The organism is Flavobacterium sp. UM26, assembly GCF_057922445.1.
The window spans coordinates 62,507-85,825 of record NZ_JBVHCY010000007.1 but is presented as its reverse complement, the minus strand read 5'-3'; the positions used below and the strand labels follow the sequence as shown (position 1 = coordinate 85,825).

At 35.9% G+C, this 23,319-nt stretch carries 22 protein-coding genes; 13 read left to right on the top strand and 9 right to left on the bottom strand.

The annotated features are described in order from the left end of the window. Positions 1–22 precede the first annotated feature (22 nt). On the top strand, positions 23–1,579 hold the full coding sequence (gene lepB / locus ACZ1AQ_RS09710; protein WP_489632715.1) for a signal peptidase I: 1,557 nt from the start codon (positions 23–25) through the stop codon (positions 1,577–1,579). A 77-nt stretch (positions 1,580–1,656) separates the two neighbouring features. Beyond that, the gene (locus ACZ1AQ_RS09705; protein ID WP_489632714.1) at positions 1,657–2,280 is read left to right on the top strand and encodes a WbqC family protein; all 624 of its coding nucleotides are present in this window, start codon (positions 1,657–1,659) and stop codon (positions 2,278–2,280) included. A 161-nt stretch (positions 2,281–2,441) separates the two neighbouring features. Here the strand turns inward: ACZ1AQ_RS09705 and ACZ1AQ_RS09700 are convergent, their stop codons facing one another. The 6 genes from ACZ1AQ_RS09700 to ACZ1AQ_RS09675 all read right to left on the bottom strand — a co-directional run bounded on the left by ACZ1AQ_RS09700 (position 2,442) and on the right by ACZ1AQ_RS09675 (position 8,925). Beyond that, complete coding sequence (locus tag ACZ1AQ_RS09700) at positions 2,442–3,485, bottom strand: endonuclease/exonuclease/phosphatase family protein (RefSeq protein WP_489632713.1); 1,044 nt, start codon at positions 3,483–3,485, stop codon at positions 2,442–2,444. A 51-nt stretch (positions 3,486–3,536) separates the two neighbouring features. Then, entirely contained in the window at positions 3,537–4,403 is an 867-nt protein-coding gene (locus ACZ1AQ_RS09695) for a rhomboid family intramembrane serine protease (protein WP_489632712.1), read from the bottom strand. Between the two features lie 58 nt (positions 4,404–4,461). After that, entirely contained in the window at positions 4,462–5,220 is a 759-nt protein-coding gene (locus ACZ1AQ_RS09690) for a rhomboid family intramembrane serine protease (RefSeq protein ID WP_489632711.1), read from the bottom strand. After that, positions 5,217–7,082: a DNA mismatch repair endonuclease MutL gene (gene mutL, locus ACZ1AQ_RS09685; RefSeq protein WP_489632710.1), complete on the bottom strand. Its 1,866-nt coding sequence runs from the start codon at positions 7,080–7,082 to the stop codon at positions 5,217–5,219. Before mutL ends, ACZ1AQ_RS09690 begins: the two co-directional genes overlap by 4 nt. 178 nt (positions 7,083–7,260) lie before the next feature. After that, positions 7,261–7,833, bottom strand: a complete 573-nt coding sequence (gene ribH / locus ACZ1AQ_RS09680) for a 6,7-dimethyl-8-ribityllumazine synthase (RefSeq protein WP_489632709.1) — start codon at positions 7,831–7,833, stop codon at positions 7,261–7,263. Between the two features lie 318 nt (positions 7,834–8,151). Next, complete coding sequence (locus ACZ1AQ_RS09675) at positions 8,152–8,925, bottom strand: tetratricopeptide repeat protein (RefSeq protein ID WP_489632708.1); 774 nt, start codon at positions 8,923–8,925, stop codon at positions 8,152–8,154. A gap of 201 nt (positions 8,926–9,126) precedes the next feature. On the opposite strand from ACZ1AQ_RS09675, the gene recF reads away from it, so the two are divergent. The 11 genes from recF (at position 9,127) to ACZ1AQ_RS09620 (ending at position 20,564) form a co-directional block, all read left to right on the top strand. Then, entirely contained in the window at positions 9,127–10,206 is a 1,080-nt protein-coding gene (gene recF / locus ACZ1AQ_RS09670; protein WP_489632707.1) for a DNA replication/repair protein RecF, read from the top strand. 194 nt (positions 10,207–10,400) lie between these two features. Then, positions 10,401–11,099, top strand: coding sequence for a thioredoxin domain-containing protein (locus tag ACZ1AQ_RS09665; RefSeq protein WP_489632706.1), 699 nt, complete (start codon positions 10,401–10,403; stop codon positions 11,097–11,099). A gap of 3 nt (positions 11,100–11,102) precedes the next feature. Further along, entirely contained in the window at positions 11,103–11,774 is a 672-nt protein-coding gene (locus tag ACZ1AQ_RS09660; protein ID WP_489632705.1) for a DUF2461 domain-containing protein, read from the top strand. Between the two features lie 19 nt (positions 11,775–11,793). Further along, on the top strand, positions 11,794–12,819 hold the full coding sequence (gene murB / locus ACZ1AQ_RS09655; RefSeq protein ID WP_489632829.1) for a UDP-N-acetylmuramate dehydrogenase: 1,026 nt from the start codon (positions 11,794–11,796) through the stop codon (positions 12,817–12,819). A 177-nt stretch (positions 12,820–12,996) separates the two neighbouring features. Next, on the top strand, positions 12,997–13,611 hold the full coding sequence (locus ACZ1AQ_RS09650) for an FMN-binding negative transcriptional regulator (protein WP_489632704.1): 615 nt from the start codon (positions 12,997–12,999) through the stop codon (positions 13,609–13,611). A gap of 73 nt (positions 13,612–13,684) precedes the next feature. Then, the gene (locus tag ACZ1AQ_RS09645; protein WP_489632703.1) at positions 13,685–14,791 is read left to right on the top strand and encodes a glycosyltransferase; all 1,107 of its coding nucleotides are present in this window, start codon (positions 13,685–13,687) and stop codon (positions 14,789–14,791) included. Then, positions 14,782–15,333: an RNA polymerase sigma factor gene (locus tag ACZ1AQ_RS09640; protein ID WP_489632702.1), complete on the top strand. Its 552-nt coding sequence runs from the start codon at positions 14,782–14,784 to the stop codon at positions 15,331–15,333. The genes ACZ1AQ_RS09645 and ACZ1AQ_RS09640 overlap by 10 nt, the downstream gene beginning before the upstream one ends. Positions 15,334–15,531: 198 nt before the next feature. Then, positions 15,532–16,353, top strand: a complete 822-nt coding sequence (locus ACZ1AQ_RS09635; RefSeq protein WP_489632701.1) for an energy transducer TonB — start codon at positions 15,532–15,534, stop codon at positions 16,351–16,353. Between the two features lie 125 nt (positions 16,354–16,478). Then, positions 16,479–17,348, top strand: coding sequence for a lipoyl synthase (gene lipA, locus ACZ1AQ_RS09630; RefSeq protein WP_342692863.1), 870 nt, complete (start codon positions 16,479–16,481; stop codon positions 17,346–17,348). 28 nt (positions 17,349–17,376) lie between these two features. After that, positions 17,377–18,381 carry a type I glyceraldehyde-3-phosphate dehydrogenase gene (gap, locus tag ACZ1AQ_RS09625; RefSeq protein ID WP_489632700.1) on the top strand — a complete coding sequence of 335 codons (1,005 nt, stop codon included), beginning with the start codon at positions 17,377–17,379 and terminating at the stop codon, positions 18,379–18,381. Then, positions 18,381–20,564, top strand: a complete 2,184-nt coding sequence (locus ACZ1AQ_RS09620) for a tetratricopeptide repeat-containing hybrid sensor histidine kinase/response regulator (RefSeq protein ID WP_489632699.1) — start codon at positions 18,381–18,383, stop codon at positions 20,562–20,564. The genes gap and ACZ1AQ_RS09620 overlap by 1 nt, the downstream gene beginning before the upstream one ends. Here ACZ1AQ_RS09620 and ACZ1AQ_RS09615 read toward each other — a convergent pair. The 3 genes from ACZ1AQ_RS09615 to ACZ1AQ_RS09605 all read right to left on the bottom strand — a co-directional run bounded on the left by ACZ1AQ_RS09615 (position 20,561) and on the right by ACZ1AQ_RS09605 (position 23,174). Further along, positions 20,561–21,373 (bottom strand): purine-nucleoside phosphorylase, encoded by an 813-nt coding sequence (locus tag ACZ1AQ_RS09615; RefSeq protein ID WP_489632698.1) that lies wholly within the window; start codon positions 21,371–21,373, stop codon positions 20,561–20,563. The two genes, ACZ1AQ_RS09620 and ACZ1AQ_RS09615, sit on opposite strands and share 4 nt — an antisense overlap. Continuing rightward, the gene (gene lpxK, locus ACZ1AQ_RS09610; RefSeq protein ID WP_489632697.1) at positions 21,345–22,370 is read right to left on the bottom strand and encodes a tetraacyldisaccharide 4'-kinase; all 1,026 of its coding nucleotides are present in this window, start codon (positions 22,368–22,370) and stop codon (positions 21,345–21,347) included. The genes ACZ1AQ_RS09615 and lpxK overlap by 29 nt, the downstream gene beginning before the upstream one ends. 66 nt (positions 22,371–22,436) lie before the next feature. Beyond that, positions 22,437–23,174: a peptidase associated/transthyretin-like domain-containing protein gene (locus tag ACZ1AQ_RS09605; RefSeq protein ID WP_489632696.1), complete on the bottom strand. Its 738-nt coding sequence runs from the start codon at positions 23,172–23,174 to the stop codon at positions 22,437–22,439. Between the last annotated feature and the right edge of the window lie 145 nt (positions 23,175–23,319).

Genomic DNA, 23,319 nt, shown 5'->3' with positions numbered 1-23,319 from the left:
GTTTTAAAAAATATCGAATCCTATGACACTATATTCTTGGTTTGTATTCTTTTTAGTTATTCAAATAATCCATTTTTTGGGCACGTGGAAAATGTACGAAAGTGCTGGAAGAAAACGCTGGCAAGCAGCAATTCCTATTTACAATGCTATTGTATTGATGAAAATCATAGGAAGACCAACTTGGTGGACCATTTTATTGTTCATTCCAGTAATCAACCTAATTATGTTTCCTGTGGTTTGGGTAGAAACCTTGCGTAGTTTTGGAAGACGTTCTACAGTAGACACTATCTTGGTAATTCTAACTTTTGGTTTTTATTTGTATTACATCAATTATACACAACCGTTGAATTATATTGCCGATAGAGACACAGCGCCTGACCATAAAGCGGCTGATACAGTTAGTTCATTATTGTTTGCCGTTATTGTTGCTACTATTGTTCATACTTATTTCATTCAACCCTTTACCATTCCTACTTCATCTTTGGAGAAATCCTTATTGGTGGGAGACTTTTTGTTTGTAAGCAAAATGAACTATGGAGCAAGAGTTCCAATGACAACGGTAGCGATGCCGATGGTTCACGATACTATTCCGCTAACTAAGAAAAAATCGTATTTGAATTGGCCACAATTGCCATATATGCGATTCCCTTCTATCGAAGACATCAAGCGAAATGACATTGTAGTATTCAACTGGCCGGTAGATACCGTATATCAATTTAGAGACAAATCAGGCTTACGCGTTGATAAACCTATCGATAAAAAATCAAACTATGTAAAACGTTGTGTAGGTTTGCCAGGAGATAATTTATCTATAAAAGATGGTTTAATTTACATTGACGGTAAAGAACTTATCTTACCTGATAGAGCCAAACCTCAATATTCGTACAAATTGGCTTTGGATGGTAAAACGCCAATTGATTTTGAAACGCTGTTCAAAGAACTAGACATTACAGACCCTGCAGGCTTTTTGGATGACCAAAAAAGAGATACTTTATTTATTAGTGCTTTGACTGCAGCCGGTGCGGAACGATTTAAGCAAGTACCAGGTATTACTTCGGTGACTAGAATAATTTCAAAAGGAGCAGAAAAAAGCGTCTTTCCTCATACCAAAAACTGGAATCAAGACAACTACGGTCCAATTTATATTCCGCAAAAAGGAAAAACAGTGGCTTTGAATCTAGAAACGCTTCCTTTTTACAAAAATATCATAACCGATTATGAAAATAAAAAATTAGAAGTAAACGGAACCGAAATCCGAATTGATGGTAAAGTAGCTACTAATTACACTTTTGCTCAAAATTATTATTGGATGATGGGAGACAATCGCCATAACTCTGAAGACAGTCGTTATTGGGGATTTGTTCCAGAAAACCATATTGTGGGTAAACCTATTTTTATTTGGTTAAGCTGGGATACTAACGGAAAAGGCATCAACAAAATTCGTTGGGATCGTGTTTTCACAACCGTTAGCGGTGAAGGTCAACCTCAATCTTATTTCAAATATTTCTTAGTTGCTTTAGTTGCTTTCTTTATTGGAGAATATTTTTGGAAAAAAAGAAAAGCTAAAACTGAGATTTAACACAATGTATAACGTTTCTTCAAAAGTCATATTTTTCCTTATCGGATAGATATGACTTTTGACTTTAAAAAAGTAGTATGAATACACTAATTCACCCCTCGTATTTCCCTTCTATCAGTCAGTTTGCGGCTATGGTGCAGTCGGAAGTACTGACATTTGAAGTTGAAGATAATTTTCAAAAGCAAACTAACAGAAACAGAACTTACATTTATAGTCCGAATGGGATTCAAATGCTAAATATTCCTATTAAGCATGCCAACAAAGGACATCAAAAAACAAAAGACATTATCATTGAGAATGATTTTGATTGGCAAAAGCAGCACTTTAAATCGCTTGAAGCGGGTTATAGAAGCTCCCCTTTCTTTGAGTTTTTTGAAGATGATTTTATGCCATTTTTTGAAAAAAAGCACACTTATTTGATGGATTTGAATTTTGAAACCATTGCTTTGATAGAAAAATGCCTTCGATATCCGCTTGAGTTTAAAAGAACAGATGAATATTTTCACGAAGTAGCAGATGATATTTTTGATGCTAGAACCCTTGTTAATGGCAAAAAAGACCCTAATATTTTCGAGAGCTACACTCAAGTTTTTGACGACAAACACGGTTTTATCAACAATTTGAGCGTGCTGGATTTGATTTTTAATGAAGGTAAATTTGCTTTGGATTATCTGAAAAATCAAAAGATTATTGTGAAATAAATGACCTATTGACGGTCCTTTAGCCACGATTGCTTCGCCAGTTCGCTGTCGCTCGTGTGCAGTGAAAATCCTTATGACCCGGGGTTCGGGGCATAAGATTATAACGGAAAGCGGGAAACCATAACTCCAAAAAGCCTTTTGTTTCGCTCCTAAAACTGATTTTAAAAACTCAATTTGGCTATGATGGGATAATGGTCTGAGTTTTGAAATTCGGGGAAACTTTGAAAATCTTTAACTTCCATTTGATTGTCTGCAAAAATATAATCAATCCTCGCAGGGTAGTATCGAAAGGTATAGGTTTGCCCAAAGCCTTTTCCGGCTTCTTCGAAAGTGTCTCTCAATTTGCCTTTTACATTGCGATACACGTACGAGAAGGCGCTGTTATTCAAATCGCCACAGATGATTAACGGATAGGTACATTCTTTTTTGTGAGCGATAAAAATTTCGGCTTGTTCTTGTTGTTGCCTGAATGCTTTGCTAATTCGGTTGTATAATTTCTGTGATTTTTGTTGATTGATTACCTCGATGTTCTCGGAAATTTCGTGTACGTCTGGCGATATTTTTATGGATTGAAAATGAATATTGTACACGCGAATGATGTCTTTTCCGCGCTTGATATCGGCAAAAATGGCGTTATTATTAGAATTAGGAAACACGATATTGCCTTGATTGATGATAGGAAATTTTGAAAAAATGGCTTGCCCAGTGCGAATTTTATCTCCTTCGATAAAAATATAGCGGTAGGGATAGACTTTTAAATCGACATTGCCGTGGTTTGAATATTCCTGAATACATAGAATATCAGGATTGTTTTGATTGATAAAAGTCAAAATTACTTCTGGAATGTCGTCTCTATCGATCCATTTGAATACGTTAAAAAGGCGAACATTATAGCTCATTATTTTAAAATCCTTTGGAGATTCGGGATAGGTTTTTTGTGAAAATTTGTAAAATTTATTGATAAAAGTAATCCCCATCAGCAAAACCAAACCTGATAGAATCATTCGTTTTTTGAACTGAATTCCCCAATAAATAAAAAACAAACCGTTAAGCACGAAAAAAACAGGCATAAACAGTGTAAAAACAGCAAACAATGGAAACACTTTGGGCGACAAAAAAGGAAAAATGTAAGCCGTAAAGGTGAATACAGTTAGCACTATATTCAAGAAAAACATTATTTTATTGAACCAAGATAGGTTTTTCATTTTTTATTAATTTCAGGTTGAAGATTTAGATTTGCGGGATCTAAAACAACTTTATTTTCCGGCTTTAAACAAAAATTCTTTTTCTTCTTTGGTCAGACAATCATAACCTGACTGACTAATTTTATCTAAAATTTCATCAATTTGTTGTTGGGTTTTGTCTTTAGTAACGATTCTTGAAGAGGTTCTTGTTGGTTCTTTTTTGGAGTAATTAACGTGAACTTTCTTGAATGGTGTTTTCTTTACAGGCTTAAACAATCCCGCAACAAAATCGATAATACCCGTCACCAATTTACTCAAATCCAAACCATTAACCAACAACTTTATAAATAAAAAACCAAAAAAAGCGCCAGCAAAGTGAGCGATGTGCCCGCCCATATTCTCTAAACGAAATTGAAGCACATCCAATAAAAGAATTACAGCGGTGATGTACCATAACTTTACTCTACCAAAAAGAAATAATTGTACTTCCATTAGAGGTTGATAGGTTGTAGTAGCCATTAGAATAGCGTAAATGGCTGCAGAAGCACCAACTATTAACGACGTATATTGTAAAAAATAATATGACACAACAAACACTATCCCAGAAAAAATTGAACTCAGCACATATAATCCCACGAATTGCTTGGTCGTAAAAAATGTCAAAAACAACTGACTACAAAAATGCAATACAATCATATTGAAAAACAAATGCCCAATCCCGTCATGAAAAAAAGCATACGAGAGATACGTCCATGGATGACGTAACGATACCGTAGGGTCTGATGATAAAGCAATCCAATCAGGAAAGATAAATTGTCCCAATTTGAATTGATAAAAAAGAAGTATGGAGAGTAAAAAGATGCCTATATTCCAGAAAATGAACTGCACTGCAACATCTCCCAAACGGTAACGTGACTTTAAATCATCGAATATATTCATAAAATGATGCTATTAATATCCCAAATATAAACAAAGCTAAAAAAAAGAACTCTTTTTATTAATTCCAACGATTATTATTGAATTGATTTTTTTTCCAGTACCACATCATCAAGAAACCTAACAAAGCACCGCCCAAATGAGCAAAGTGCGCAATTCCTGTAGAGCCTCCAAAAATAGAAGAACCTGAAACCCCAGAGTATAAATCTATGAACAATAAGCCTGGTACAAAGTATTTTGCTTTAATTGGAATAGGAATAAACAACAAAGCCAACTCAGCATTAGGAAACATAAAAGCAAAGGCTACCAACAATCCGTAAATGGCACCCGAGGCTCCAACTACTGTTCCAAAATAAGCACTTACAAACTCATTGAACTCGGTAACTGTAAGCAATTCTTGCCATCTTGTATTAATTTTTCCTTCGTTCAAAACTTGCAAAATATCAGTCTTGGTAAAACCATTTGAAATTAAAGTATTCAAGCCATTTTCGAAGAAATAATAATTTACACCTGTATGCAAAAGTGCCGCCCCTAATCCACAAGAGATATAAAAAAACAAAAACTTTCTACCTCCCCAGAAATGCTCAAGAGCAGAACCAAAAGAATACAACGCAAACATATTAAACAAGATGTGCATTATATTTGGCAATGGAGCATGCATAAACATGTGCGTAAAAATTTGCCAACTATGAAAATCTGGATTTTCAAAGAAATACATGGATAACAAGCGATAAGCGGGTTCGCCCACAATCATAGAACCAATATAAAACAGCACGTTAATAATCAATAATTGCTTAACGGTTGGGGTGATATTCATCATACAGCAAATTTTTTATCTAAATCTTCCACACGCATAGTAATGAAAGTAGGTTTATTAAAAGGAGAAACATTGGGATCTTTGCATGCAAAAAGACCATTTACAACATTTTCTTGTTCTTTTTCAGTCAAATACGTTCCGGTTTTTACTGCTAAACTTTTTGCCATTGATTTGGCAATACTATCGCTTTGACTAAAACTATTTTCTGGAATTCCATCGTGTAAATCGGCTAATAATTGTTCGATAACCAAAGCCACTTCACTTTCAGAAATCGTAACAGGAATTCCCGAAATCACTACGTGATCTGTAGCCGAAGTGTCAAAAACAAAGCCTGTTGCAGTCAATGTACTTTGCAATTCTGCAATCAACGCCATTTCATCGGTAGAAAAGAACAAATTCAACGGAAACAACAATTGCTGACTAGCCGCTTGATGCATGGTCATATTGGCCAAAAATTGCTCATACAACACTCTTTGGTGAGCGCGCTGTTGGTCGACAATTACCATTCCTGACTTTATAGGTGAAACAATATATTTTTTATGAATTTGATACGTTTTTTGCACAGCCTGCTCGACCTCATTTTCTGAAAACAGCGAAGAAGAAATAGTATCTGCTTCAAACGCTATACTAGAAAACTGCTCGGGTTCTGGATTGCGTTCTATCTCTGGTTCTAGCCCGACATACAAGCTTTCCCAACTTGCTGTAGCTTCTGGTTTCTTATAACTTGAATACGATTTTTGAGGTGTTGGAGTAGATTCAGCGAAAGGGTTGAAATTACCATCTACCTCAATCGTAGGAAAAGAACCTTCCAAATCTTTATAATGATAAGGCGTATCCAAATTAGCATCACGATCAAAGTCCAACACAGGAGCTACATTAAATTGCCCAAGACTATGCTTAATAGAAGCTCTTAAAATAGCATACAAAGCGTGTTCATCGTCAAATTTAATCTCGGTTTTGGTAGGATGAATGTTGATATCAATCGTATTGGGTTCAACAGTGAGGTACAAAAAGTAACTGGGTTGCAAACCATCTTTCAAAATACCATCAAAAGCTGCCATCACTGCGTGGTGCAAATAGCCACTTTTTATGAATCGGTCATTGACAAAGAAAAACTGTTCACCCCTACTCTTTTTGGCAAATTCGGGTTTGCTAACGAAACCTTGAATACTCACTATCTCGGTTTCTTCGCTAACTGGAACTAACTTTTCATTGGTTTTACCAGCAAAAATTCCAACTATACGCTGACGTAAAGTGGCTGGAGGCAAATTGAACATTTCATTTCCGTTGTGATAAAAAGTGAAATGTATTTTGGGATGCGCCATAACCACACGTTGAAACTCATCGACCACGTGACGAAATTCGACAGTATCTGATTTTAGGAAATTACGACGAGCTGGGATATTAAAGAAAAGATTTTTTACGGCAAAAGAAGTTCCTTTGGGCAAAACAGCCACTTCTTGGGAAACGAATTTACTTCCTTCGATAACAATGTGAGTACCCAATTCGTCTTGATCTTGCTTGGTTTTCATTTCTACGTGGGCAATCGCAGCGATAGAAGCCAAAGCTTCGCCACGAAATCCTTTGGTGTTTAATGAAAACAAATCTTCGGCCAAACGAATTTTGGAAGTAGCGTGGCGTTCAAAGCACAAACGCGCATCTGTCACGCTCATTCCTACGCCATTATCTATGACTTGTACGAGAGATTTTCCTGCATCTTTTATAATCAATTTAATATCGGTGGCTTTGGCATCTACGGCATTTTCTAACAATTCTTTGACAACAGATGCAGGTCTTTGAACTACTTCTCCAGCAGCAATTTGGTTAGCGACGTGATCCGGAAGCAATTGAATAATACTCGACATTAAAAAAAATAAGATTTAGAGGTTACGAATTTCTGATTTGGATTTAAAATCAAAAACCAAGGAGGACAAATTTAAGCAAAAACTATTGGGTTTTACTAGCGTCGTACTCATAAAAAAAATAAAAAAACCTATACTTGAAAAATCGAAGTATAGGCTGTACTATTGAGAAACTATAACACTATTCTTCAAGTTGTAACGGCTTGTCTTCGATTTGAAGAGCGCCTGCTCCTAATAAATTTTGATGTTGAAATTGGTGCGTTAGCGTAGCTTGATGACGAATGTATGCCATTTTTATAGCAGCGATGGCGGCTTCGGTACCTTTGTTTCCGTGAATTCCTCCGCTTCTATCGATAGATTGTTGCATCGTGTTATCGGTTAGTACGCAAAAAATTACAGGAATATCGGTTTGTACGTTTAGGTCTTTGATACCTTGGGTAACGCCTTCGCAAACAAAATCGAAATGTTTGGTCTCGCCTTGAATCACACAACCAATCACGATAACCGCATCTACGTTTTGGGTTTGTAGCATTTTTTTGGCTCCATAAATCAGCTCAAAACTTCCTGGAACATTCCAACGGATAATGTGTTGAGCTGGTACTTGATTTTCTATCAAGGCTTGGTAGGCGCCATTAAAAAGTCCTTCTGTTATGTTCTCATTCCATTCTGCAACCACAATCCCGAAACGGAAATCTTTGGCATCTGGAACTTCGTTTTTATTATAATCCGATAAATTTTTGTTTACGGTTGCCATTGTATTATTTTATTTAAATTAAACTCTTGTTCTTTTTGTTGCCTTTTAAGAATGTTGCCAAAAAAGCAAACACATTACTCCTAGCCCCGATGGGAGGGAATATCCTTTTGTTTATAGCTGGCAGTTCTTCAACTGCCAGCTATAAACAAAAGATAGGAAGGACAGCGGGACGATTTTGCCTGAAAAGCCTATTGTTACTGCTCCTAAAAGACCCTATAAATATAAGTATAAAAAAAGAGGTTAGAAATGAAAGTATTCAAAAATTAATTCGAACTCCTTTGGTTTCTAACCTCAAATTATTTTGGGGAAAAGTGCTTCTTATTGCGCTAATCCTATCAATCCATCTACAACGGCTGCTTCTGGAGTTGCGTCATAATTTTCTTTGATGTCTGTAAAGTATTTTAAAGCGTCTTCTTTTTTACCTAGGCTCAAAGCTGTTTTACCTGCTTTCATCAAGAAACGTGGCGTAGTAAAATCGTTTTTGTTAGACTCAGCTGCTTTTACGTAAAAATCTAAAGCTTCTTCTGGTTTGTTGGTTTGTGCATAAGCATCTCCAATAGCTCCTTTTGCTAATGCGCTAAGGATAATATCATCAGATTTGAATTTCTCTAAATAAGAGATTGCTTCTGCATATTTGCCTGTATTTAGGTAAGCGATACCTCCATAGTAGTTGGCTAAATTTCCAGCAGCGGTTCCTGAGTATTCGTCAGCGATTTTGATAAATCCGAATTTACCTTCAGACCCGTTTAGTGATAATTTGTATAGAGAGTCGCTTGCTACACCATCTGTTGCTTTTTGGAAGTTTTGTTGTGCTACGAACATTTCGTTAGCAGCTTCTTCTTCGTGTGGAGTAGCAATAAATTTTTGATACGCTAAATATCCTACAGTTATCAAAGCAATACCTGCTACGATACCAATAATGATTTTTTGGTTTTTGGCAACAAAATCTTCAGTTTTTGAAGCGGTTTCGTCTAACTTAGAGAAAACTTCAGCTGTAGCGCTGTCTTTTTCATTAATTTGAACTTCTTCGATTGGTTCTTTTACTTCTTTCTCTTTTGGTGTTTTATATCCTCGTTTGCTGTAAGTAGCCATTTAAAATTAATTTAGTGAGCCGCAAAAATAAAATTTTTATTGAAACAGACGTAAAAAAAATTGATTTTATATTCAGTTTTATCTTCTTTCTTTTTTCAATTCCTCAAAACCTTAATAATATGGATATTTTTCAATAATTTGCGCCCCTCTAAACTAGCACGCATAAACGAGGTTGTTGTCAATAAAAAGGGAGCTTTCACTATGTATTTAAAAAAAATTTCTTTATTCAATTATAAAAATTTTGCCGAAGCTGAATTTGAATTTGACAACAAGATTAATTGTTTTGTTGGCAAAAACGGAATTGGAAAAACGAATGTTTTGGATGCCATTTATCATTTGGCGTACGGCAAAAGTTATTTCAATCCGCTAGCCATTCAAAACATTAAACACGGTGAGGATTTTTTTGTAATTGATGCTTTGTTTGAAAAAAATGAGCGCAACGAACAAATCGTTTGCAGTATCAAAAAAGGACAAAAAAAGATTTTAAAAAGAAACGGCAAAGCCTACGATAAATTCTCGGACCACATTGGCTTCATTCCACTGGTTATTATTTCGCCTGCCGACCGCGACCTTATTATAGAAGGCAGCGAAACCCGAAGAAAGTTTATGGACAGCGTGATTTCGCAACTTGACGCGACCTATTTACAGCAATTAATTCAGTATCAAAAAACAATCAGTCAGCGCAATGCTTTATTGAAGTATTTTGCTTTGAACCACGTTTTTGACAAGGACACCTTATCTATTTACAACGAGCAATTGGATGGTTTTGCTTCCTTACTTTTCGAAAAAAGAAAAGCCTTTATTGCCGAATTTTTACCGATTTTTAATAAACATCATCAAGCCATTACTGGAAGCGCAGAACAAGTACAACTCGTGTATGAAAGTCATCTTTATGAGAACTCTCTTTTGAACTTACTAAATGAAAATTTAGCCAAAGACCGAGCGTTACAGTACACCAGCGTTGGCATCCATAAAGACGATTTGTCGTTTGAGATTGATTCGTTTCCTATCAAAAAGTTTGGTTCACAAGGCCAACAAAAATCATTTTTGATTGCGCTAAAACTGGCTCAATTTGATTTCCTAAAACAACAAAGTGGCGTAAAGCCAATACTGCTTTTTGATGATATTTTTGATAAGCTAGATGAATTTCGAGTAGCCAAAATTATCGAAATGGTTAAAGACGATTCGTTCGGACAACTCTTTATATCGGATACCCATCCCGAAAGAACCGAGGCCATATTGCAATCGACTTATCAAAGCTATACCGTTTTCAATCTGTAGCAAACAAAAAGAACACGCTGCAACATCCAAGATTTGAAATGTTTTATTTTAATCAAAGCCCAAAAAATAATTACTTTTACATAAAATCATTCAATACTTATGAAATCGCCATTAACAAAGAGTTTGCTGCAAGCAAACACCAATAAATAAAAGGCGATTGCTTATATGACCACTAAATAATAAATTTTACATATATGAAGAACATTTTTATCATAGCATTGGCAATGTTTTTTAGTTTTACTTCTTGTCAAAGTCAAACTTCAAAAAACATACAACTACTAGAAGCTTCAGTTTTTGCAGAGAAAATACAAAACACCTCAAATGCACAAATCCTTGACGTAAGAACGCCTCAAGAATTTGCGGGTGACCATATAGAAAATGCCAAAAACATCAATTGGCTCAATGCTGATTTTGCCACAAATGTTGCAACATTAGACAAAACAAAACCGGTTTTTGTGTACTGCAAAGCAGGAAGTCGTAGTCAAAAAGCTGCCGCAAAATTAGAAGAAATGGGGTTTACCACCATTTATGACCTACAAGGTGGTATCCTAAAATGGGAAGCCGCTGGACTTTCAAAACCAAGTGATAAACTCGTTGGAATCAACAAACAACAATTTGAAGCACTTTTGAACTCAGACAAAAAAGTACTAGTCAATTTCTTCGCTCCTTGGTGCGCTCCTTGCAAAAAAATGGAACCGTACATCTCAAAAATGCAAAAAGAAAATAGCGACAAAGTTGTTATTGTTCGTTTGAATGCCGATGACAACAAAACCATTATGAAAGAATTAAAAGTAGAAGAACTTCCTACCCTGCTTTTGTACGAAAACAAAAATCTAAAATGGAAAAGTAGCGGATTTGTAAGCGAAGAAGATTTGAAAAAACAAATACTATAACTTATGGTTTCTGAAAGCACAATACAATTCTTGAAAGATTTAAAAACCAACAACAACAGAGAGTGGTTTTTAGACAACAAAAAACGATACGAAGCTGTCAAAAAAGAATACTACCAAATAACTGCTGACATCTTGGATAGTATGAAAGCTTTGGACCCAACTTTAGAGCTTTTGGAAGTAAAAAACTGTGTATTCAGAATCAATCGTGACATTCGTTTTTCAAAAGATAAATCGCCATACAAAACCCATTTAGGCATTTGGCTTTCTACAGGAGCAAAAAATGTAGAATCGGCTGGATATTATTTACAAATCGATGCCGAAAACCCTTTTGTTGGCGGCGGAATGTATTGTCCGCAACCCGAACAAATTCAGAAAATCAGAAAAGAAATCAACTTTTTTTATGACGATTTAGTAGCTATAACTAGCGACAAAGATTTCGTCTCCAATTACAAAGCACTGAATCGTGACGAAAATTCAACGCTAAAAAATCCACCAAGAGGCTACGAAAAAGACAACCCAGCCCTAGAGTTTTTAAAATTAAAAAGCTATTCTGCTACAGAAAACTTTAGTCCTGAACTTTTGACGCACAAAGATTTCATTCCGTTAATGGTTCAAAAAATGATTACTTTACGACCGCTAAACGAATTCCTCAACAGAGCTTTAGAAATAGAATAACCTGTTTGCAACAGACAAAATAATTATCCATATGGAAATCCTTGAAAATTTTTCATTAAAAAAATACAACACCTTTGGCATTGAAGCCAAAGCCAAACAATTCGTTGCCGTTCACTCTACCGAAGAACTACAACAAGTATTAGCACAGCATCCCAACGAAAAAAAATTCATTTTAGGAGGAGGCAGCAATATGCTATTAACCCAAGACATTGACGCCTTGGTCATCCACATCGATTTGAAAGGAAAAAAGATAATCGATGCTAATGACGATTTTGTTTGGGTCGAAGCTCAAGCTGGCGAAAATTGGCACGAGTTCGTGCTTTGGACCATCGAGCAAGATTTTGGTGGATTAGAAAATATGTCGCTCATTCCGGGCAATGTGGGCACCACTCCCGTTCAAAACATTGGGGCTTATGGCACCGAAATCAAAGACACTTTTGTTTCGTGCAACGCTATGCACATAGCCACTCAAGAAATCAAAAAATTCACCAATGCCGATTGCCATTTTGGATACCGCGAAAGCATTTTCAAAAACGAAGTAAAAGACCAATTCGTAATTACTAGCGTGATTTTCAAATTAACCAAAAGAAATCACCACATCAACACCTCTTACGGCGATATTACTGGAGAATTAGCCAAAAACGGCATTACACAACCCACGCTAAAAGACGTGAGCAACGCCGTAATTGCCATCCGACAAAGCAAATTACCCGACCCAAAAGAGCTTGGCAACAGCGGTAGCTTCTTCAAAAACCCAATACTTCCAAAAGCCGATTTCGAAAGCATTCATAAAAAATTCCCAGAAATGCGCTTTTTTGAGGTCTCTCCTACCGAGGTCAAAGTACCTGCAGGTTGGCTAATCGAGCAAGCGGGCTTCAAAGGCAAACGCTTTGGTGACGCCGGAATTCACAAAAATCAGGCGCTGGTGCTTGTCAATTACGGCAACGCGACAGGGCAAGAAATCGTGGCAGTCTCCAAAAAAATCCAAGAAACTATTTTCAACACCTTTGGCATCCACATCGAGGCCGAAGTGAATATCATTTAGGAGCGAAACAATAGGCTTTTCAGGAAACAAGGCTCCCTCTTTTCGCTACAATCTTTTGTGCCGAACACCGGCACAAAAGGATTTCCGCTGCACCCGAGCGACAGCGAACTGGCGAAGCAATCGGGGCTAGCGAGCCACAAAAGGCATTTTTGTAAACATTCAAAAATCTCAAAAAAAATGTACACACCCGCTATTTACCAACTAGAAAATCCCGATACTATTCGCGCCTTTCTAAAAGAAAATGCTTTTGGTATATTAATCAATCAAACCAACGGAAAATTGTGGGCCACGCACATCCCAATGGAATTGGATTACAATAGCGAGGGTAAAGAAATTTTGCACGGTCATCTTTCCAAAGAAAACCCACAAGGTATCGCTTTTGAAGATAACACCGAAGTTTTAGCTGTTTTTACGGGGCCGCACGCTTACATTTCGTCTTCTTGGTACGACCACGAAAACGTTCCTACTTGGAATTACACCGCCGTTCACGTATACGGAAAAGTGAAAATCATCCACGGAGATGCGGTAATCAATTCTCTGACAAAATTGGTAGACAAATACGAACAAACCTCAGCCTATCCGGTAAAAGTTAGTGACTTATCCAAAGCTACGATGCGACAAGCCAAGGGCGTAATTGGTTTTGAAATCGAAATCACTCAAATCGAAGCCACTCAAAAAATGTCTCAAAATCGCGACGACCACAATTACAAAAACATAATTCAAGAGCTAGAAAAAACGCAATCTTCTTCAGCTATTGCCGTTGCAGAAGAAATGAAAAAATTAAGAAAGTAAATCACCGATTGTATGGAAAGTTTACAATTGATAATTAACTTTGCAGCCATCCTATCAGAAACTAATTAATACAATGTTTTTATATCTACTATACTTTTTTATCGCCTTAATTGTAATACAATTTGTATACTATATCGGTATTTTTAGTAAATTTTCCTTCACAAAACCAGAAGCAATTACACCCAAAAACATTCCCGTTTCAGTAATCGTTTGTGCCAAAAATGAAGAAGAAAACGTAAAAGAATACATTCCTATTCTTGCACAACAAGACTACCCTACCTTTGAATTAGTATTAATAGATGACGCTTCTAGCGACGAAACATTAGAAGTTTTTGAAGCCTTTGAACAACAATACCCAAACATCCGATTAGTAAAAGTAAAAAATAACGAAGCGTTTTGGGGGAATAAAAAATACGCTTTGACCTTAGGGATTAAAGCCGCAAAATACGAACATTTGCTATTCACAGATGCAGATTGCTTCCCGCTTACCAAAGACTGGATTACCAATATGGCCGCTCATTTTGACCGTGACAAAAAAATAGTCTTGGGCTACGGAGGCTATACCAAAGTCGCCAATTCTTTTTTAAACAAAATCATACGCTACGAAACCGTATTAACAGCCATACAATATTTTTCTTGGGCAAAATCAGGTCGCCCTTATATGGGCGTTGGACGAAATTTAGCCTACAAAAGAGAAGTTTTTTTTAATGTAAACGGATTTATTGACCATATTCAAGTGCGTTCTGGCGACGATGATTTATTTGTCAATCAAGCAGCTAATAAAGAAAATACAACCATTGCTTACACTCCAGAAAGCTTTACGTATTCTGAACCTAAAAAAACATTCAAAGAGTGGTTCAATCAAAAAAGACGACACGTAGCCACGGCTGAACATTACAAATGGGGAGACCAATTCCAACTTGGTGTCTTTTATTGTTCTCAACTACTTTTCATTGTATCCGCAATTGTATTGCTAGCTTTTCAATTTGAATGGATTATCGTTGCAAGCTTAATCGCTTTCCGATATTTATTCACTTGGATTAGCTTTGGATTAGGAGCTAAAAAACTAAAAGAAAAAGACATCATCTATTGGTATCCTGTTCTTGAATTTTGGCTTATATCCACACAAATTAATATCTTTATTACCAATATTTTTTCAAAACCTGTACATTGGAAATAAATAAAAAAATTGAAAAAGCTAAAAAAGGAGACCAAATTGCCTTTACTTTCTTGCTAGATCATTACTGGAATGAAGTATACGGCTTTATGCTCAAAAGAACCGAAAACGAAACCGATGCAGAAGACATCACTATCGAAACTTTCTCTAAAGCGTTCGATAAAATCAGTACTTACAATAGCGAATTTCAATTCAATACTTGGTTAATTGCCATTGCAAAAAATGTCCACATTGACTTATTGCGCAAAAAAAAATCCAATCTTTTCGTAGAAATTACCGAAGAGCAAGACCGCCAAGCTCAAAATATTGCCGACACTACACCATCAGCAGAAGACGAATTGATTACAGAGCAAAATTTATCTCGTTTATTGCAGTTCATCAAAGAGTTAAAACCGCATTATCAAGAAGTTATTCATTTGCGTTATTTTCAAGAATTAAGTTACCAAGAAATCGCTACCAAAATTGACGAACCTATCAGTAATGTAAAAATCAAACTCTTGAGAGCTAAAAAGTTACTAGCAGAAATTATCCAGCAAAAACGCTAATTTCATCAAAAAGCAGACTTCCCTACTTTAATTTTTGCAACAAAAAAAACCCAATTACCACATATTACACATTAAAAAAGTTAAATACTTGAAATTATTTTTACAATTTAACACAATAAGAAAATACTTCTTTACGTTGTTAAATATAAAAATACTGCTTATGATTCTATAGTTACTTAACCTCTAAAACTATACACCATGTCTAAATTAAGTATTTACGAAAGCCGCTGGATTGATCTTGTTTTTGAAGACAAAAACAAAAATTATGGAGCCTATCAATTACGACAAGAAAGTACCAAAAACACGGTATCTGCTTTTTTTCTTGGAGTTTTATTAATTACCACTATCGTCTGTATTGCAATGGTCATTAACAAGTTAAGCCCAAATACAATCGTAGCGCCAGAAATTCCAGAATTTGAAATACGACCTATAGATTTAGATGACATCATTCCGGTGACACCTGAAGAGCCTGTTAAAAAAACAGCACTCCCAACGGTAAAAAATCCTGTAGAAAATGTAGTAACCGCCCAAAACATGACCAATCCACAAGTTGTGGATGCTCAAACAGCTACTCCAGACGTTCCAAAAAACAATGAGTTTTCACAATCGAATACGACAACTGCTGTTACAGGAGAGGCTACAACTGGAACGGTAACCACAGCAACACAAGGCACAGCTCCGGAAGTAGAATTACCCAATAATGGCATTGTTAACACCACTATGCTTGACAAATCACCAGAATTTCCTGGTGGAATGAAAAAATTCTATAGCTACGTAGGGAATAACTTTGCAAAACCAGACATCGAAGGATTAGAAACCATCCGTATATCGGTAGCTTTTGTAATCGAAAAAGACGGAAGTTTGACCGATATTCGCGTGTTAAAAGACTCTGGCTACGGATTAGGACAAGAAGCCATTCGAGTTTTGAAATCTTTAAAAACCAAATGGACTCCTGGAATTTTAAACGGCAAACCGATGCGCACCGCCTATACATTACCCATAGTCATCAAGGCAGAATAACTTCAAAAAAGCAGAACATTTAGTTCTGCTTTTTTTATGCAAAATTCACTCAAAAACTGATGTGTTAACTTCCTTTTTTTACATATAACTTTGCCCTATCTTTGTGACTCTGAAAAAATGAAGATATGGAAACCTTAACAGATAACACCTTACCAGTAGGCAAACCAAAATGGTTAAAAGTAAAATTGCCCATTGGACAAAAATATACTGAATTACGCGGATTAGTAGATAAATACAGCTTAAACACCATTTGCACCTCAGGAAGCTGCCCAAATATGGGAGAATGCTGGGGCGAAGGAACTGCTACATTTATGATTTTAGGAAATATTTGTACTCGTTCTTGTGGTTTTTGTGGCGTAAAAACAGGAAGACCAGAAACCATTGACTGGGACGAACCTGAAAAAGTTGCACGTTCAATAAAAATTATGAACATCAAACACGCCGTCATCACAAGTGTAGACAGAGATGATGTAAAAGATGGCGGATCAATTATTTGGAATGAAACCGTAAAAGCAATCCGAAGAATGAATCCAAACACCACACTTGAAACACTTATCCCAGATTTTCAAGGTATAGAAAGAAACATCGACCGTATTGTTGAAGCCAATCCTGAAGTGGTTTCACACAATGTAGAGACCGTTCGAAGACTAACTCGTGAAGTACGCATCCAAGCCAAATACGACCGAAGCCTAGAAGTACTGCGTTATTTAAAAGAAAAAGGCATCAACAGAACCAAATCTGGAATTATGCTAGGCCTTGGAGAACAAGAAGAAGAAGTTTTCCAAACACTTAGAGATTTACGCGAAGCTAAAGTAGACGTTGTTACCATTGGTCAATACCTACAACCTAGCAAAAAACACCTTCCTGTAAAAGAATTTATCACGCCAGAACAATTTGCTAAATACGAAGCCTATGCTTTAGAACTTGGCTTCAGACACGTAGAAAGTGGACCGCTAGTTCGTTCTTCTTACAAAGCACAAAAACATATTTTATAAAAGGATTTTCAAAATACCACACACAGAATTGAAAACAAGAATTGCAATTAATGGTTTTGGACGAATAGGACGTAATTTATTTCGTCTTTTGGTCAACCATCCTACCATAGAAGTTGTCGCTATAAACGACATTGCCGATGTAGCAACAATGGCTCACTTGATAAAATACGACAGCATTCACGGAATCTTACCTGAAAAAGTAAGTCACGACACCACTGGTCTTATCATTGCCGACAAACATTACTTGTTTTTTAATGAAAAAAACATCGCCAACCTAGATTGGAAAAAACACAACATTGACTATGTCATCGAATCTACTGGTAAATACAAAACTTTCGACGAGATTAATGCACATATTTTAGCGGGTGCCAAAAAAGTAATTTTGTCTGCTCCCGCCGAAGTGGAACAAATAAAAACGGTGGTTTTAGGTGTAAACGAACACATCCTTGATGGAACCGAAACCATTATATCGAATGCTAGTTGTACCACAAACAATGCCGCACCTATGATTCAAATTATTGACGAATTATGTGGCATTGAGCAAGCATACATTACCACCATACACTCATTTACAACCGATCAAAGTCTTCACGATCAACCCCACAAAGACCTAAGAAGAGCTCGAGGTGCCAGTCAATCTATCGTACCCACAACAACAGGTGCTGCCAAAGCACTCACAAAAATTTTTCCTAAATTAGAAGGCAAAATTGGAGGTTGTGGCATACGTGTTCCCGTTCCGGATGGTTCTCTGACTGATATAACTTTTAATGTAAAAAGAGCTGTATCGATTGAAGAAATCAACAAAGCTTTTAAAAATGCTTCTCAAAAAGAACTAAAAGGAATTCTGGATTATACTGAAGATCCTATCGTTTCTGTAGATATTCTGGGCAACACGCACTCTTGTCTTTTTGATGGTCAGCTAACATCTGTGATAGACAAAATGGTAAAAGTTGTGGGTTGGTATGACAACGAAATAGGCTATTCCTCTAGAATTATTGATTTGATTTTACACACAAAACAGGAATACAAATAATGATAAAACAAATAAAATACTTTTGGATTCTATTATTGGTCAGTAGCACTATGCTATCTGCTTCTAGTACACAAATCATTGACAGTATTTCTATTTATCATAATTTATCACAATACAATTTCAAAATTCACAATTACGAGAAAGCTCTTTATTTTGCTAATAAATCACTAAAATACAGTCAGACTACCAAAAATATCGAAGCACAAATCGAAAGAAACTTTGTTCTTGGCAAGCTGTATTTTGATTTAAAAAAATACAATGAGGCCCAAAATTATTTTGAACAAAGCTTTCTACTGAACACCAAAAATCCACCCGATTTCAATACATTCAAAGCCATCTATTTTGTAGGCTATTGTGCCATTGAGAAAAAAGATTGGGACAAGGCTTCTCTTTCATTTGCAAAAGCGGACAATTTACCAATTACGCCCGCACTCAAAGAAAAGGTCAACTTATTGCTTTTAAGAAAGGCAAAGCTATATTTCAGCAACAATCAATACGATGTTGCCGCTATTAATTTCGACAGAGTCCTAGCAAACTCAGACCCTACTACTGAAAAAAACAACATAGAAGCAGTCTATCTGTATACAGGAATTATAGCACTTCAAAACAAAAAATATCCTGAAGCACTTGCTCTTTTGGAAAAAGCTTTGGTTTTGAACAAAACTACCAAAAACCTAAAAAGCAAAGAAAACATCCTGCTGCAACTCAGCAAATGCTACAAAGGAATGCGTGATTTTGATCAAGCCTATTCTTACTTGGAAGAATATCATTTACTCAAAATGCATTTGGCCGAAATCATGAACGCCAAGCAAAATCAAGAAAACTTCAAACAATTCAAGCGTGATGAAGCATACAAAGCCATAATAAAGAAGAACAAAGAGCAACAACAAGAAGAAGATGCCAATAAGTACTCTAAACTAATCAATATTTTAGCCATTGCTCTAATCACTATTTTGTCACTTTTGAGTTTGTCCTTATACAAAAACAACATCATAAGAAATGAAACCAATAGACTTTTGAAAGAAAAAAATCAAGAATTAATCATTGCCAAAAACAATGCAGAAAAAGCTTCTAAAGCCAGAGCTGAATTCCTTTCGACTGTAAGTCACGAATTGCGAACACCTCTTAATGCCATCAACGGAATCACCCATTTGTTACTAGAGGAAAAACCAAAAAAATCGCAGTTAAATTATTTGGCATCGCTTCAATTTTCAGGGAATTACTTAGCCACTTTTATCAATGAAATTCTTGAAATCAACAAAATCGAGTCCAATAAAATTGAACTAGAGAGTATCTCGTTTCACTTAAAAGAGTTATTAGAAAATATTCAAAGCTCACTAAACAAATTTGCTTTAACTAACAACAACGAATTCAATTTAGAATTTGACGACAATATACCGAATTACCTCATAGGCGACCCCACAAAACTTTCGCAAGTGTTTTTGAATTTAATCAATAATGCTTTAAAATTTACCCACGACGGAACAGTCACTATCGTAGCTAATTTGATTAAAATTAAAGACGACAAAGCCAAAATCAACTTTCAAATTATCGATACTGGAATTGGAATCCCACAGGACAAACTCGAATTAGTCTTTGAAAACTTCTCTCAAGGTTCGGTAGAAATCAACAGAAAATACGGTGGAACAGGATTAGGATTAACCATTGTAAAAAAGCTAGTCAAAGTCTTGGGTGGAAAAATAAAGCTGGTGAGTGAAGAAGGAAAAGGGTCGACTTTTTCGTTTAGCTTACCGTTTAAAATAGCAGAAAGTTTAGAAGAGGTTACAGAAAAAGTGACGAACTATGATGAGGAGCAATTCAGAAGCAAAAAAATATTATTGGTAGAAGACAACAAAATCAACCAAATGATTACCAAGAAAATGCTTGAGAATAAAGGAATTGTATGCATCATTATAGACAATGGCGAAGATGCTGTCAAATTAATGCACAACCACGAATATGATTTAGTCTTGATGGATGTGCATTTACCAGGCATTAACGGAACAGAAGCTACTAAACAAATTCGAGAATTCGATCATACTGTACCAATTATAGCCTTAACTGCAATTTCACTCGACGAAAACAGAGAGACACTCCTTTCTTACGGTATGAATGATGTGATTACCAAACCATTCATACCAGAAGAATTTTACACTATTATCTCAAAATACATTGCTAGTTAGTAAGTCAAAATAAGTTCTCTAATCAATTGTCTTACTTTGGGTTCCGCACCTTTGGCTGCTTCGAGGACTTCGTCGTGTGAAATGGTATCTATACTATCGGCATCACCCATATCGGTTATAACCGAAACCCCAAAAGTCTCGACATCCATATGACGGGCTACGATAACCTCTGGTACAGTCGACATACCAACACAATCAGCGCCTAGAATTTTTACCACTTTATATTCAGCCAAGGTTTCAAAAGTAGGGCCTTGTAAACCTAAATATATTCCGACATGCACTTTGATGGCTAATTTTTCCGCCAATGAAGCAGCGTGAGCAATCATTTTTCGACTATACGGTTCACTCATATTGACAAAACGTGGACCAAAACGTTCGTCATTTTTCCCACGTAAAGGATGCTCTGGCAAGAAATTGATATGGTCTTTCAATACTACTATCGAACCCACTTGATACTCAGAATTCACACCACCCGAAGCATTAGAAACAATCAATTTGGTTATGCCTAAATATTTCATCACTCGAACAGGAAAGGTCACTTCCTTCATGGAATAGCCTTCATAAAAATGGAAGCGCCCTTGCATCGCCACTACATTTTTGTCTCCAATCGTTCCAAACACCAAGGCTCCTTTATGACCTTGCACTGTTGATACTGGAAAATTTGGAATTTCGGTATACGGCAACGTGTACACAATTTCCATTTCGTCCGTAAAACTTCCTAATCCTGAACCTAAAATCACCCCATATTCAGGTGCAAAATTGATTTTATTTTGAATAAAACTAACGGTTTCTTGAACTTGTTCCCACATAATCTAAAATGGTTTGGTCGAATTCTTTTTCATTACTGATAAAAGAACTTCGAATTGGTAAATAATACAATTGTTCGGAAAGAATAGAATCTTTCAATCGAACATAATCTTTTTCGGTGGTAATAATCTTTCTACCCTTTGCTTGCTTTTGAATAGCGCTAATTTCGCTTTCGCTAAAATGGTGATGATCTGGAAATATCAAACATTCATCATTTGCTTCTTTGATATGCTCAAAAAAAGATTCTGGTTTTGCAATTCCCGCCAAAAGCAATTTAGATTCATCTCCTAAATCGGCCAATTTTACTTTTAACTCTTTCGAATAAACTGAATCTTCATAATCAATAAAGGTAAAATATAATTGCTGATTATCGGCTAACTTGAGTTGGTTTTTTATCCTTATTTGTTCCGAAGTAGAAAGGTTTTTAGGGCATTTGGTTACTACCACAATCGCTGCTCTTTGGACACCCCTTCTACTTTCTCTTAAGTTTCCTGTTGGCAATAGATAATCATTAGCATAAATATCTCCGTAAGCCGTTAATAGAATATACAACCCTGCTTTTACTTTGCGGTGTTGATAGGCATCATCTAACAAAATAACTTCTGGAGAAATCTTTTGTGACAACAATTGTTCGATACCATTTTTCCTGTCAGCATCTACCGCTACTTGAATAGCGGGGAACTTTTGAAAAAACTGAAAAGGTTCATCTCCCAAAATCGCTGCATTTACAGATGAATCCGCTAGTAGAAAACCTTTAGATTGTCGCTTGTACCCTCGACTCAAAGTTGCCACACTATATTTGTCTGAAAGCAACCGAATCAAATATTCAATTTGAGGGGTTTTGCCAGTTCCGCCAACACTTAAGTTTCCAACCGCAATAATTGGTAATGGAAATGCATACGATTTTAAAAATCCAATATCAAATAGAAAATTTCGGATAGTCGTTATAACGCCATATAAAACAGCAAAAGGGAAGAGTAATTTTCGAAGTAATTTCATAATACGAAATTAGGACAAAATATTAAAACATCTCCAAACAACAATTAATTTATAGTATCAATACTGCTAATTTGAACTTGTTCTTCTTTCCAAATATTCTTTGTGCTTTTTAAATAAAAAATCCAACAAAGTCAATTCGTCTTTGTTTATAAAAACCTTTTTTGATTCAGGGTCTTCTTTACAAAAGGTCAAGAAATTATCTATTTCATTTTTCTGAAGACCAAGCTTCTGCTTATAAAAAGACTCGTCAATACTAGCTTTAGCATAAGCTATGAAATCTTCCTCAGGCTGTTTTTTTCGTTTTGGGTTGTCTGGATTTTTGAAAAGACTGATTATTTTTCTTCCAATTTCCATAAAATCCATCCCGTTGGTAATGGTACCATCATAAACAAAAGGATTTTTGGGATTAGTGGCTTGTTTATCAATTCTAGCGGCAGCCGCTTGCTCATAAGTAAACATTGGGACATTTAACTTGGTATTTTTAACAACTACTTCATCCAATTCGATAGCTGACTTAATGAGGTTAACCTTCCATTGTTTCATCTGAAAGTACTCTGGAACAACCACCACCTTTTTAAAAACATACTCTTTCGAATAAAACGCAACAACGTCTTTGCTTTTGGCGGAAATAGCGAAAAAACCTCGACTATCGGTTTTGGTGCTTTGCTCTGTGCTCAAATTAATTACTTCGATTCCGCTAACTGCCAATGTATCGCACATCACTTTTCCTTTCAACAGATTAGTGGTTTGTGCCTTTCCAAAAGAGAAAAATAAAAGTCCAAAAACAATGGCCAGTTGCTTCATAATTACATAAAAATTAGACTACAAAAATACCCAATAATCGTTCTGTCTTTCAAAAACTATCCTAATTTACTGTTAATGAATGTTTAAATTTTATTCTTCGAAGAAAAAAAGAGAACAAATAGCCCTTTAATAATTATTCAATAAA

Excerpts from the sequence above, each read along its gene's own strand:
- lepB (WP_489632715.1), top strand. The coding sequence starts at position 23 with ATGACACTATATTCTTGGTTTGTATTCTTTTTAGTTATTCAAATAATC.
- ACZ1AQ_RS09705 (WP_489632714.1), top strand. The coding sequence starts at position 1,657 with ATGAATACACTAATTCACCCCTCGTATTTCCCTTCTATCAGTCAGTTT.
- ACZ1AQ_RS09700 (WP_489632713.1), bottom strand. The coding sequence starts at position 3,485 with ATGAAAAACCTATCTTGGTTCAATAAAATAATGTTTTTCTTGAATATA.
- ACZ1AQ_RS09695 (WP_489632712.1), bottom strand. The coding sequence starts at position 4,403 with ATGAATATATTCGATGATTTAAAGTCACGTTACCGTTTGGGAGATGTT.
- ACZ1AQ_RS09690 (WP_489632711.1), bottom strand. The coding sequence starts at position 5,220 with ATGATGAATATCACCCCAACCGTTAAGCAATTATTGATTATTAACGTG.
- mutL (WP_489632710.1), bottom strand. The coding sequence starts at position 7,082 with ATGTCGAGTATTATTCAATTGCTTCCGGATCACGTCGCTAACCAAATT.
- ribH (WP_489632709.1), bottom strand. The coding sequence starts at position 7,833 with ATGGCAACCGTAAACAAAAATTTATCGGATTATAATAAAAACGAAGTT.
- ACZ1AQ_RS09675 (WP_489632708.1), bottom strand. The coding sequence starts at position 8,925 with ATGGCTACTTACAGCAAACGAGGATATAAAACACCAAAAGAGAAAGAA.
- recF (WP_489632707.1), top strand. The coding sequence starts at position 9,127 with ATGTATTTAAAAAAAATTTCTTTATTCAATTATAAAAATTTTGCCGAA.
- ACZ1AQ_RS09665 (WP_489632706.1), top strand. The coding sequence starts at position 10,401 with ATGAAGAACATTTTTATCATAGCATTGGCAATGTTTTTTAGTTTTACT.
- ACZ1AQ_RS09660 (WP_489632705.1), top strand. The coding sequence starts at position 11,103 with ATGGTTTCTGAAAGCACAATACAATTCTTGAAAGATTTAAAAACCAAC.
- ACZ1AQ_RS09650 (WP_489632704.1), top strand. The coding sequence starts at position 12,997 with ATGTACACACCCGCTATTTACCAACTAGAAAATCCCGATACTATTCGC.
- ACZ1AQ_RS09645 (WP_489632703.1), top strand. The coding sequence starts at position 13,685 with ATGTTTTTATATCTACTATACTTTTTTATCGCCTTAATTGTAATACAA.
- ACZ1AQ_RS09635 (WP_489632701.1), top strand. The coding sequence starts at position 15,532 with ATGTCTAAATTAAGTATTTACGAAAGCCGCTGGATTGATCTTGTTTTT.
- lipA (WP_342692863.1), top strand. The coding sequence starts at position 16,479 with ATGGAAACCTTAACAGATAACACCTTACCAGTAGGCAAACCAAAATGG.
- ACZ1AQ_RS09620 (WP_489632699.1), top strand. The coding sequence starts at position 18,381 with ATGATAAAACAAATAAAATACTTTTGGATTCTATTATTGGTCAGTAGC.
- ACZ1AQ_RS09615 (WP_489632698.1), bottom strand. The coding sequence starts at position 21,373 with ATGTGGGAACAAGTTCAAGAAACCGTTAGTTTTATTCAAAATAAAATC.
- lpxK (WP_489632697.1), bottom strand. The coding sequence starts at position 22,370 with ATGAAATTACTTCGAAAATTACTCTTCCCTTTTGCTGTTTTATATGGC.
- ACZ1AQ_RS09605 (WP_489632696.1), bottom strand. The coding sequence starts at position 23,174 with ATGAAGCAACTGGCCATTGTTTTTGGACTTTTATTTTTCTCTTTTGGA.